Annotated in this window: 13 protein-coding genes and 1 riboswitch; of the genes, 3 read left to right on the top strand and 10 right to left on the bottom strand. The window is 42.8% G+C overall.

Features of this window, described 5'->3' with window-relative positions; genetic code table 11:
• Window positions 1-116 precede the first annotated feature (116 nt).
• The 4 genes from efp to MHH54_RS11245 form a co-directional block, all read right to left on the bottom strand.
• Window positions 117-674, bottom strand: a complete 558-nt coding sequence (gene efp / locus MHH54_RS11230; protein ID WP_003215497.1) for an elongation factor P — start codon at window positions 672-674, stop codon at window positions 117-119.
• Between the two features lie 25 nt (window positions 675-699).
• On the bottom strand, window positions 700-1,764 hold the full coding sequence (locus MHH54_RS11235; protein ID WP_170966016.1) for a Xaa-Pro peptidase family protein: 1,065 nt from the start codon (window positions 1,762-1,764) through the stop codon (window positions 700-702).
• A complete protein-coding gene (gene aroQ / locus MHH54_RS11240) occupies window positions 1,758-2,201 on the bottom strand; it encodes a type II 3-dehydroquinate dehydratase (RefSeq protein ID WP_003215787.1) in 444 nt (147 codons plus the stop codon). The genes MHH54_RS11235 and aroQ overlap by 7 nt, the downstream gene beginning before the upstream one ends.
• Before the next feature lie 108 nt (window positions 2,202-2,309).
• Window positions 2,310-2,837, bottom strand: a complete 528-nt coding sequence (locus tag MHH54_RS11245; protein ID WP_003215963.1) for a YqhR family membrane protein — start codon at window positions 2,835-2,837, stop codon at window positions 2,310-2,312.
• A 222-nt stretch (window positions 2,838-3,059) separates the two neighbouring features.
• Here MHH54_RS11245 and MHH54_RS11250 point away from each other — a divergent pair, with 222 nt between their 5' ends.
• Both MHH54_RS11250 and MHH54_RS11255 read left to right on the top strand, forming a co-directional pair.
• Entirely contained in the window at window positions 3,060-4,016 is a 957-nt protein-coding gene (locus MHH54_RS11250) for a DUF1385 domain-containing protein (RefSeq protein ID WP_003215983.1), read from the top strand.
• 38 nt (window positions 4,017-4,054) lie between these two features.
• Window positions 4,055-4,450 (top strand): SA1362 family protein, encoded by a 396-nt coding sequence (locus tag MHH54_RS11255; protein ID WP_003215754.1) that lies wholly within the window; start codon window positions 4,055-4,057, stop codon window positions 4,448-4,450.
• Here the strand turns inward: MHH54_RS11255 and MHH54_RS11260 are convergent.
• The 3 genes from MHH54_RS11260 to MHH54_RS11270 form a co-directional block, all read right to left on the bottom strand.
• Complete coding sequence (locus MHH54_RS11260; RefSeq protein ID WP_003215585.1) at window positions 4,447-5,322, bottom strand: patatin-like phospholipase family protein; 876 nt, start codon at window positions 5,320-5,322, stop codon at window positions 4,447-4,449. The genes MHH54_RS11255 and MHH54_RS11260 overlap by 4 nt on opposite strands.
• Window positions 5,323-5,425: 103 nt before the next feature.
• On the bottom strand, window positions 5,426-5,860 hold the full coding sequence (gene mntR, locus MHH54_RS11265; protein WP_003215946.1) for a transcriptional regulator MntR: 435 nt from the start codon (window positions 5,858-5,860) through the stop codon (window positions 5,426-5,428).
• 85 nt (window positions 5,861-5,945) lie between these two features.
• Window positions 5,946-6,782 carry a biotin/lipoate A/B protein ligase family protein gene (locus tag MHH54_RS11270; RefSeq protein WP_003216009.1) on the bottom strand — a complete coding sequence of 279 codons (837 nt, stop codon included), beginning with the start codon at window positions 6,780-6,782 and terminating at the stop codon, window positions 5,946-5,948.
• Window positions 6,783-7,002: 220 nt separating this feature from the next.
• Between MHH54_RS11270 and MHH54_RS11275 the strand changes: the two genes are divergently transcribed.
• Window positions 7,003-7,383, top strand: a complete 381-nt coding sequence (locus MHH54_RS11275; RefSeq protein ID WP_034620482.1) for a rhodanese-like domain-containing protein — start codon at window positions 7,003-7,005, stop codon at window positions 7,381-7,383.
• Window positions 7,384-7,426: 43 nt separating this feature from the next.
• On the opposite strand, the gene gcvPB is transcribed toward MHH54_RS11275, so the two are convergent.
• From gcvPB to gcvT, 3 genes are read right to left on the bottom strand one after another with little or no spacing between them, the layout of a single operon-like run.
• A complete protein-coding gene (gene gcvPB / locus MHH54_RS11280) occupies window positions 7,427-8,884 on the bottom strand; it encodes an aminomethyl-transferring glycine dehydrogenase subunit GcvPB (RefSeq protein ID WP_003216118.1) in 1,458 nt (485 codons plus the stop codon).
• Window positions 8,877-10,223, bottom strand: coding sequence for an aminomethyl-transferring glycine dehydrogenase subunit GcvPA (gene gcvPA / locus MHH54_RS11285; RefSeq protein WP_106033134.1), 1,347 nt, complete (start codon window positions 10,221-10,223; stop codon window positions 8,877-8,879). The genes gcvPB and gcvPA overlap by 8 nt, the downstream gene beginning before the upstream one ends.
• A 16-nt stretch (window positions 10,224-10,239) precedes the next feature.
• The gene (gene gcvT, locus MHH54_RS11290; protein WP_342500259.1) at window positions 10,240-11,337 is read right to left on the bottom strand and encodes a glycine cleavage system aminomethyltransferase GcvT; all 1,098 of its coding nucleotides are present in this window, start codon (window positions 11,335-11,337) and stop codon (window positions 10,240-10,242) included.
• A 204-nt stretch (window positions 11,338-11,541) separates the two neighbouring features.
• Window positions 11,542-11,649, bottom strand: a riboswitch (glycine riboswitch).
• Window positions 11,650-11,818: the final 169 nt, after the last annotated feature.

Below are 11,818 nucleotides of genomic sequence, written 5' to 3' on the forward strand. Positions count from 1 at the left end.
AGGAAGGAAAAGAGATGAATGAGAGAATTGAGAGAAGGCGTACCTTTTGGGGAGTCTTACATGTTTTACAATAAAAAAAGACTGTAAACACAAGGTTTACAGTCTTTCTTCGTTCATTACGCTCTTGACACGTATGAACCGTCTGATGTATTAATGACTAGTTTATCTCCTTGGTTCACAAAGAAAGGAACGTTGACGATTAAACCAGTTTCTGTTTTTGCAGGTTTTGATCCGCCTGATGTTGTGTCGCCTTTAATACCAGGCTCTGTTTCTACTACTTCTAGTTCTACCGTGTTTGGAAGTTCTACTCCAAGTGTTTCAGCACCGTACATCACAATATGAACCGACATATTTTCTAGCAAATATTTCAGCTCATCTTTAATTTGTGTTTCACTTAGTTCAAGCTGCTCATAAGAACTTGTATCCATGAAGACATGCTGGTCGCCATTTGCATACAAGTATTGCATTGTTTTTGTTTCGATTTGAGCTTTCGCTACTTTTTCGCCTGCACGGAATGTTTTTTCTTGAATAGCACCAGTACGCAGGTTACGCAGTTTCGAACGAACAAACGCTGCGCCTTTCCCTGGCTTTACGTGTTGGAAATCCACTACACGCCAAATACCGCCGTCCACTTCAATTGTCAGGCCTGTACGAAAATCGTTTACTGAAATCATTTTGTCATCCTCCTACATTTCACCATCATAATATGATAAGTTCTTTCGGTGAGTGGGTCAATCGTTTATTGCCGTCAGCTGTCAGGACAATATCATCCTCAATTCTCACGCCGCCGACATCCGGTAAGTAAATTCCCGGCTCAACTGTCACGACCATTCCTTTTTCTAAGACGACCTCTGATCGTGAGGAAAGGCCTGGCGCTTCATGCACTTCCATCCCTAGCCCGTGGCCAGTTGAATGCCCGAAGTATTGACCATAGCCATACTTTTCAATGATGTCACGTGTGATGCGATCAGCTTCTTTTCCTGTTAAGCCAGGCTTGATTCTATCCACACCAGCGTTTTCTGCTTCTAATACGATATGATAAATTTCCTTTAGCTTATCGCTCGGTGTGCCAACAGCGATCGTTCTTGTCATATCAGAGCAATATCCTTTATAGTAAGCACCGAAATCGAGTGTGACTAAATCACCAGATTCAATCACCTTTTCACTCGCTCTTCCGTGCGGCAGGCTTGAACGAACACCTGAGGCGACAATCATATCGAATGAAGATCCTTCAGCGCCTTCTTTTCTCATGAAAAATTCAAGCTCGTTCATGACAGCAATTTCCGTCAAGCCCGGCTTGATGTAAGTGAGAATATGATCAAAGGCGTGATCTGCAATCTTCGCAGCTTCCTCTAATATCTTAATCTCTTCACTAGACTTAATCAAGCGCAACTTTTCAACTGATTCTGAGACCGGAACAAGCTCAATATCACCTGCTTTACCTGCATACTGCTGGTAAGTGGCAAATGTCATATGGTTTTGTTCAAACCCAAGGCGTTTGATCCCAAATTCCTTTGCCGTTTGAGCTGCGGTTTCTACGATGTTTCCTTTATGTTCAATAATGTCGAAGCCTTTTACTTGGTCCTTCGCTTGCTCTGTATAACGGAAATCCGTGATAAAAGCTGCCCGGTCCTTTGAAACAACGGCGAGACCGGCTGAGCCAGTAAAGCTGGTCATGTACTGTAAATTAAAGCTGCTCGTAATGACTAGACCATCGATCTCTAATTCAGATAAAAGTGTTCTTAACTTTTCAAGTTTCATGATACTGCTCCCCCTTCACTCACTAAATAACGAATCGCCAATTTATACCCTTCTAAACCAAGACCAACGATTTGCCCTTGGCATACTGGAGCAAGTACAGAATGATGGCGGAATTCCTCTCTCTTATGAACGTTTGAGATATGTACTTCAACGACGGATAAAGAAATACTTGCAATGGCATCTCTCAGGGCATAGCTGTAGTGTGTAAAAGCCCCCGGGTTAAACACGACTCCATCGTACTGGTCTTCTGCTTCGTGGAGCGCATCAATCAAATCTCCTTCGTGATTTGATTGAAAGAACGTTAACTGGATATTGGCTCTTTCTGCAAACTGGAACAAATCTGTCTCTAAATCTGTCAGCGTCTTACTTCCGTAAACAGCCGGCTCTCTTTTGCCAAGCCTATTTAAATTGGGCCCATTCAGTACAAGAAAATGAGGCATACAACCACTCCTTCACCCTAATTCAATCTATATCGAGATCTGTTTCTTTTTCCTTAGAAACCTTTCGTTTCCAAAAATATTTTATCATATGAATAGGTGATTTACACTTTATTCTGTCTTTTTCCCGAGTGCCCTCGCAAGCTTTTGGCTCGTTAATTCATTATATTCAAACGAAATACTGTATCCGACAAACATGCCGTATAAAATATATAGGCAAAATGTTGTGACGATGGTGCTTTGCTGCAAATCCTGGACTTGCTTTACATCTGGGAAAATGGGATTAAATACGTAAAAAACGAGCAGCCATAAAAGCGCGCCATATATCAGCCCCATCCAATAGCCTTTGATCCGTTTCAAAAGCCCATAATAAATAAAGGCTGCTCCGATCGATAAAACCCCTAAAAGTACAATACTGATAAAAGTACCAAGTCCGCCCTTTTTCCACTCTCCGAGCACAAAAGGCTGAAGGAGCATATTGGGACTCACCTCTGAGAAATGAAACATATGGGTCAGAAACCCGATAAAGCCCCAAAAAACACCGCCAACAAAGCCTGTCGCAGCTGCTCTTGCCAACAGCGATGACGTTTGTACAGCCTGATTTTTTTCTTCTTGGTTTTTCTTTTCATCACGTTTCATTTGTGAACACCTCCAGCAAGTAGTATGTCCAAAATGTCATAAAAAAAAGGATTTCCATCCGTGAGTGTAAAATTTTTATAACAGGGTATACTGGCTAAAAAGAGGTAGATAGAATTCTAGTAGATAATCGACCTGTGCGCTAGTGATTTCCCCTCATTTCCTGTACAATAAAGGTATAAGGAAATGCATGTAAATTACAGGAAACAGGCAGGTTGATGAAATATGTCCAATCAAACAAAACCTCCAGCATATGGAGGGCAGGCAGTTGTCGAAGGTGTCATGTTCGGAGGTAAAAAGAACTATGTGACAGCGATTCGGCGTAAGGATCAGTCCATTGAGTTTTTAAAGCTTCCCCGGACCTCCAATAAACGAACCGCCTTTCTCAAGAAAATCCCCTTTGTCAGGGGTGTTGCTGCACTTGTTGAAGCAAGCGCAAATGGCAGTAAGCACTTGAACTTCTCCAGCGAGCGCTATGACTTAGATCCTTCAGAAGATCATACTCTTGAAAAAGAACAAAAAAGCTCGAAATTATCTATGATTTTCGGCATTGCTGTGATCGGAGTTCTCTCTCTTCTCTTTAGTAAATTTGTCTTTACCCTAGTACCTGTCTTTTTAGCTGAACTTGTGCGGCCCGTCTTTTCAGGGAATTTCGCACAAATCGCAGTGGAAACATTCTTTAAACTGGTCCTGTTATTAGGCTATATTTACTTTATTTCCATGACCCCTTTAATTAAAAGGGTATTTCAATATCATGGCGCAGAACATAAAGTCATAAACTGCTATGAACAGAATCTTGACATCACAGTGGAAAATGTCCAAAAACAATCACGGCTTCATTATCGATGCGGTAGCAGCTTTATTTTATTCACTGTCATTGTCGGAATGTTCGTCTATTTACTCGTACCGACAGATCCTTTATGGGTGAGAGTTCTGAATCGCTTGGCGCTCATTCCGGTTGTTCTCGGCATTTCATTTGAAGTGCTTCAGCTTACGAACAAACTCCGAGAAGTGCCTGTGCTGAAAGCGCTTGGCTATCCTGGCCTTTGGCTGCAATTGCTCACAACAAAAGAACCCTCTGACGATCAAGTCGAGGTAGCCATTGCAAGTTTTAATGAACTTCTTCGTTTAGAGGAAGCATCTGAGAAACAAGCGTCAGATTCTGCTCATCAAGTGATCTAACTTATAAATCCGGTAAATTCCTTCGGAGGTGGACAGTTATGAATCGCCGAGTACATCCTGCTTTTACCATTATTTTCGCTTTAGGTGTTTTGGGATTTGTGTATTTACTCACAACGAATCCAGGCAGACTTTTTACAATGCTGCTATCAGTTGTGATCATTGGAGCGGTTATGTTTTTCCTATTTAGATGGCTGATGAATCGAAGAACTGGAACAGAAGGCAATCTTTATCGTAAAGCAGTCAAACAATCAAAACGTCGCTACCAGCAGCCTAAACCAAAAACGAAAAGCCAGATGAAAAATCGGGTCACTCATTTGCGAAGCGTGCCGACTGACCACAAGTCTAAGCCCGTCCTTCTCAAAAAGAAAAGCCAAACACAGTTAACTGTGATTGAAGGCAAGAAAAACAAAAAGAAGAATCGCGCTTTGTTTTAAAATGTCCAGCTTTTTAAAAATTGCTCGGCCTTCTGTCTGCCTAGATCGACGAGCGCCTTTTTCTTTTCTGTCATCAGCTGAAAATCAGTGGCAATGACGTGTTCTACTGGAATAAAAATAACATGACGTTCGTGTTTTGTGGCAATGTGTCTTTCGTCATGAGCACCACGCATCGTTTCAAAAAGAGCGCCAAACAGTTCAAACGCATTGCGGATGGAGTGTTGAGGGCGTTCTTTTTCGTTTGGGGTTAATGTGACACCGACGAATGGTCTTTTTTTCTCTTCGGCAAACAACCAAATTGGAAAATTGCTAAGCACGCCTCCATCCACAATGGTACAAATGCCTTTCGATGACTTTAGTTTGACAGGCTCGAAAAAATACGGCAGACTGCAACTCATCCGGATTGCCCTTGCAACAGAAAAGCGCTCTGGATTTAAGCCGTATGAAGGAAGGTCGTCTGGCAGAACGAGGATTTTCCCATTTGTTAAATCAGAGGCAACAATTTTCAGCGAATCTTTTTTGAGATCCCCAAATACGGTGACCCCCTTTCGTTTCAACACATCTGTCAGCCATTTTTCCAGCCGGTCGCCTTTGTACAGACCGAGGCGCCAGTAAATGGAGACCCACCTAAGCATTTTAAACGGAATGAATTGACATCTCCTATCAAGCAAGTGATGTTCATCCATTTCATCTAAAAGCTCCCGAATCTCCTGACTTGTAAAGCCTGCTGCGATGAGTGAAGCAATGATCGCTCCAGCACTTGTACCAGCAAGGCGGACAAATTGATATCCTCTTGCTTCAAGCGCTTCATAGGCACCCGCAAGTGCTGCCCCTTTAATGCCTCCACCTGAGAACACACCATCTATCTTCATCAAGGAGCCCCCTTTGATATCACGCTATTAATAGTGTAAGAGCATATGCTTTCAATTAGAACTTTAATCAAAAAGGACACCCTCTGCATGGGTGTCCTTTTTCTTAAGATTCTTGATTTGTTTGTTCGTTTTTCTTTTGAATCGCTTTCAGCTGAACAGATCGCTCGTCGTTTTCTTCAAAGAATTGAACGAGATCGCCGATGCGGTCAATGCTGTTCCAGCTGAGATGATGTTCAATGCCTTCTACATCATCATAAATTTTCTCTTCGTCTACACCAATGATTCTTAAAAATTGCTCTAGCAGTTCATGTCTGTATACGAGACGTTTTCCAATTTTTTTGCCTTTCGGGGTTAAAATTAGACCACGATACTTCTCATAAATGAGGTATTCATCTTTATCTAGCTTCTGAACCATTTTTGTTACAGAGGAGGGATGGACAGCGAGTGCTTCTGCAATATCAGAGACTCTGGCATATCCTTTTTCTTCTATCAGCATATATATTTGTTCAATGTAATCTTCCATACTAGGTGTAGTCATAAAACCCCTCCATAATGCACCTTTACTTAATAATCATAACAATTCTACACCATCGCCCTTTAAAAAACAAGGAGTGTCCTTTGTCCTAACGCTTGTAATTCCACTCGTCTGAGGCATATTTCGTTTTGGCAAGATGGTGGACAAATGCTAACTCTTCATCTGTCAGCTCATAAGGCACAAGCTCAATATTTAATCCTTTTTCAAATCCTCGTTTAAACGCCACACGCGCATCGTCTATTGTACAAGTTCGGTCTGAGATTTCATTGATGGCGACCGCTTTGTTTTTAAAGCTTCTCTGCATCCGCTCTCTCACACGGTCGTTTGGATAAAGAAATAAATCGAACAGTTTGTCCTCATCAAGGTCAATTAAGATGGAGCCGTGCTGGAGGATCACTCCTTTTTGTCTCGTTTGAGCACTGCCTGCTACCTTTCTGCCTTCTACGACAAGCTCGTACCAGGAAGGGGCATCAAAGCATACAGACGATCTTGGATTTTTTAAGCTTTCTTTTTCTTTATCTGTTCGAGGAATGGCAAAATACGCATCGAGTCCCAGTTCTTTAAAGCCCTCTAAAATGCCTTCTGAAATGACGCGGTACGCCTCTGTCACCGTCGCCGGCATTTCTGGATGTTCCTCTGACACAATCACGCTGTAGGTCAGCTCCTGATCATGAAGAACCCCACGCCCTCCAGTTGGTCTGCGGACAAACCCAAGGCCATAGCGCTCGACTGCTTCCATGTTAATTTCTTTTTCAACATGCTGAAAATACCCAACAGACAATGTCGCAGGATTCCATCCATAAAAGCGGATGACAGGCGGGATCAGCTTCTCACTATGCCAATAAAGCAAGGCTTCATCCATTGCCATGTTAAAGGCAGGGTCTTGATTTCCTGTATCAATGAAACACCATTTCTCTTTTTGCATATAAAAATCCCTTCTCTTTTACGTAGTCAATGTTAGATGATGGTCATGACCACCGATATTCTCTCTCCATCAGTCTATCAAATAGGGAACGAATTGAAAATAATTCTTACCATTTATGATGACAAGTTTCTTTTGCTTTACTATAATAGTATTTGTCTAAAACGTACCATCAGACAGGCCACTGTGCTGATGCTCAAGAAGGAGTCGAGTTGTATTGTCAATGTTCAACTATATCGTCCTCTCACTTTGTGGACTTTTCGTTCTTTATTCTGTCGGCAGCTACATTTATCAGCAGCGTATTATGAAAACGCTGACGGAAGAAGAATTTATTAAAGGTTACCGCAAAGCTCAACTCATTGATGTGAGAGAGCCAAATGAGTTTGATGGCGGACATATTTTAGGGGCAAGAAACATCCCCCTTTCCCAGCTAAAGCAGCGCAAAAATGAAATTCGTCCTGACAAGCCTGTTTATCTTTATTGCCAAAACAATTTGAGAAGCGGAAAAGCAGCGCAAACGTTACGTAAAAACGGCTGTCGTGAGATTTATAATTTAAAAGGCGGCTTTAAAAAATGGGGCGGCCGCATTAAAACGAAGAACTAACAAAAAAGACTCTGGGAGCATGATCCCCCTGAGTCTTTTTTCTTTATCTTTCAAAAACGAGAACTGGATTCCGGGCAGCCTTTGTTTCGTCCATTCGTTTGACGACCGTTGTATGCGGCGCTTCCTGCACGACTTCTGGATTCTCTTCCGCTTCTTTTGCAATCTGAATCATCGCTTCGATAAAGGCATCAAGTGTTTCTTTTGATTCTGTTTCAGTTGGTTCAATCATGATGCATTCCTCTACATTGAGCGGGAAGTAGATCGTTGGCGGATGATAGCCAAAATCAAGTAATCGCTTGGCAATATCCAGTGTGCGTACACCTAATTTTTTCTGACGTTTACCTGAAAGGACAAATTCATGCTTACAGTGACGGTCAAATGGCAAATCGAAATGAGTACTTAAGCGGCGCATCATATAGTTCGCATTTAACACGGCATTATCAGTGACAGCCTTTAAGCCGTCTGGGCCCATAGAGCGAATATACGCATATGCTCTGACGTTAATGCCGAAGTTACCATAGAACGGCTTCACTCGGCCAATTGATTCTGGTCGATCATCATCGAAGTAAAAGCGGCCTTCTTTCTTCACAAGCACCGGCTTTGGCAAGTACGGAATCAAATCCTTTTTTACGCCTACAGGACCTGAACCAGGGCCTCCGCCTCCATGTGGACCTGTAAAGGTTTTATGAAGATTTAAGTGAACGACATCAAATCCCATATCCCCCGGTCTTGCTCTGCTCAAAACGGCATTCAAGTTCGCTCCATCATAATAAAGCTTGCCACCAGCTCCGTGAACGACTTCAGCCATTTCTAAAATATTTTCTTCGAATAGGCCGAGTGTATTCGGATTCGTCAGCATTAAAGCCGCAGTTTCTTCATTGACAACACGGCGCAGGTCCTCTAAATCAACAAGCCCATTCTCATCAGATGCGACGGTAATGGTTTCAAACCCAGCCACTGTCGCAGATGCTGGGTTCGTTCCATGAGCAGAATCCGGCACAATGACTTTTGTTCGTTTATGATCTCCTCTTGCTTCATGGTACGCACGGATCATCATGAGTCCTGTCCATTCCCCGTGTGCCCCTGCCGCAGGCTGTAATGTCACAGCGTCCATCCCCGTAATTTCTTCAAGATGATCACCTAGATCATACAGCAATTCTAATGCTCCCTGCACAGTGTCTGCCTCTTGTAGTGGATGGACTTGCGCGAAGCCTGCAAGGCGTGCAACCTTTTCATTAATCTTTGGATTATATTTCATTGTACAAGAGCCAAGAGGATAAAATCCGGAATCGACCCCGTGATTACGTCTTGATAATGCTGTATAATGACGCATAATATCAAGCTCAGATACTTCAGGAAGCTCAGCATCATCATGACGGATATACGTGTCATCAAATAAAGCTGGGATCTCCTGTTCAGGTACATCTAAATCAGGCAGGCTATAACCAATTCTTCCTTCTTTGGATAATTCAAAAATAAGCGGCTGATCTTGTTTATTCATGGCGATCCCCCAATTCCTTCATGAACGTATCAATTTCTTCTTTCGTTCTTAGCTCTGTCACGGCGACAAGCATGTGATGTTGAAGCTCTGGGAAGTCTCTCCCTAAGTCATAGCCGCCGATGATTCCTTTTTCAAGCAATCGTTTATTGGCTTCTTTTACAGGTTCTTGTAATTTGATTACAAATTCATTGAAATGGGCCCCTTCTACATCAGCAAGCAGTCCATATGCTTTTGCCTGCGTCTTCGCATAGTGGGCTTTTTGTACGTTTTGATAGGCGATGTCTTTGATGCCTGTTTTTCCGAGTGCTGTCATGGCAACGGAAGCGGCTAATGCATTTAATGCCTGATTCGAACAAATATTAGACGTCGCTTTATCTCTCCGAATATGCTGCTCACGCGCTTGAAGGGTTAGTACAAACCCACGAACACCATTTTCGTCTTCTGTCTGCCCGACTAAACGACCTGGCACTTTTCGCATCAACTTTTTCGTCACAGCAAAATATCCGCAATGCGGCCCGCCAAACGCTGCTGGAATACCAAACGGCTGTGCATCACCAACGACAATGTCTGCTCCAAGTTTTCCTGGCGGCGTCAGTAACCCGAGTGCAAGTGGATTACTAGAGACAACGAACAAACTTTTCCCTTGATGGGCAATAGGTTCAATGTCTTTTAACGGTTCGACGACACCAAAAAAGTTTGGATATTGCACAAGAACTGCTGCTGTATCTTCGCAGACAGCTTTTTCTAATGCTACTAGGTCCGTCTGCCCTTTTTTCGCAGGCACTTCAACAACTTCGATGTGCTGTCCTTTGGCATATGTTTTTAGCACGGCTCTTGCTTCAGGGTGAACCGTTTCAGAAACAACCACTTTTTTCTTTTTTGTATGCCCAGCAGCTAGCATTGCCGCTTCAGCTAATGCTGTCCCGCCATCATACATCGAGGAGTTAGCAAGATCCATACCCGTCAGCTCAGCAATCATTGTTTGAAATTCAAAAATGGCTTGTAGTTCACCTTGCGAAATCTCCGGCTGATAAGGTGTGTATGCTGTATAAAATTCAGAACGTGAGATGACATGATCCACAATGACAGGCTGGTAATGATCATATACACCGGCACCAAGAAACGATGCATAGGAAACCGTATCTTTATTCTTTGCAGCTAATCGGGATAATTCCCTTACAAGCTCTGTTTCAGATGCGGCTGGTTTAATGTTGTATGCTCCTTTAAATCTCACTTTTTCTGGGATATCTGAAAAAAGCTCATCAATCGACTGAACGCCGATGACATCCAGCATTTCTTTTTGATCTTGCTCGGTTTGCGGCAAATACCTATGCTTCATCCTCTATTCCCCCTCGTTATTTGGCTCTTTTATAAAATGGTGTTGCGACGATTTTCGCTTTTAGACGTTTTTTGCGAACTTGTACTTCTACCTCTGTTCCAAGCTGCGCCTGAGAAGATTCAATTAAAGCAAGCCCGACATTTTTCTTTAATGTTGGGGACTGTGTGCCCGTTGTGACTACCCCAATCTGCTTTTCTCCTGAAAAGACCGGATAGTCTGTGCGCGGAATCCCTTTATCTATCATTTCAATGCCGACAAGCTTTCGCTTCGGCCCTTCTTCTTTTTGCTTCTTGAGCGCTTCCTTGCCAATAAAATTGGCTTCTTTATCCGTTTTGACAGCAAAGCCAATCCCGCCTTCTAATGGAGAGATATCCTTTGATAGCTCTTGCCCATAAAGCGGAAGTCTTGCTTCAAATCTCAAGGTGTCACGTGCACCGAGCCCGCACGGTATTAATCCTTTTGATGCGCCTGCTTTTAATAAAGCCGACCAAATGTGGACCGCATCTTCTGACTGGCAGTAGATTTCAAAGCCATCTTCTCCTGTGTAGCCAGTTCTTGAAACAAGCACCTCTTTTTGAGCAACCTCAGCTCTTGATAAAAATGTAAATGGCTTGAGCGATGTCACTTCTTCATCCGCCACATCTTTCATGATGTCAGCGGCAAGAGGTCCTTGAAGGGCTAGCAAGGCGATTTGATCAGAGACATTTTGGATCAATACGTCGTTCTCACCTTGATGCTGAAGTAGCCATTCCACATCTTTTTCAATATTTGATGCATTAATGACAAGTAAATAATCGTTCTTTTCTTTTTGGTAGACGAGCAGATCATCCACTGTCCCGCCATCTTCATAGCACATGGCTGTATATAGTGCCTTGCCGTCTGTCAGCTTAGACACATCATTGGTTAATAACCTTTGTAAAAAAGGAAGGGCATCTTGACCTTTGATTTCCACCTCACCCATGTGAGACACATCAAAAAGCCCTGCCTTTGTTCGAACAGCTTCGTGCTCTTCTTTAATGGAAGAAAATTGGACAGGTAATTCCCAGCCCCCGAAGTCAATGGTTTTTGCGCCAAACGTTTCATACGCATGAAAAAGCGGTGTTCGTTTCAACATCAATCGTTTCCCCCTTTTTTCTTTCAGTGCAGATCACAAGCTGAATTTTCAGAAAAAAATCACAGCAAAAAAGGACAGAGCGCTCCCTTTTATCAAAAAGGAGTCTCTGTCCTTGCACCTGAAAGTTTACAGCACAACATCATTGTGCGTTTTCCCCTTTGGTGGTTTGCTAAAAAAACGATGAGCAAACACTCTCCAGAGTTGCGTCCGGTAAGAGTACTTTTGCCTGAGAGATTCACTGAAACGATTCAGCTTGCTCCTTCGGCGCCTGCCAGTGCTAAATAACCGCCAAGTCTCTCCCCATACCATCATCCGCTCATATTCTTCACATTTATTGGACATACTATCAAAATGGGTGACTTATTTGCTAGATCACTTACCAACATCCTACCATTAGAAACGGATGAAGAGCAACAGAAAAATCATTAACATTTTTTAAACAACCATTCATTATCGTTCGCTTTTATTCAAATATCTAGTC

This window comes from Bacillus sp. FSL K6-4563 (genome assembly GCF_038630405.1).
Classification (GTDB): domain Bacteria; phylum Bacillota; class Bacilli; order Bacillales; family Bacillaceae; genus Bacillus; species Bacillus pumilus.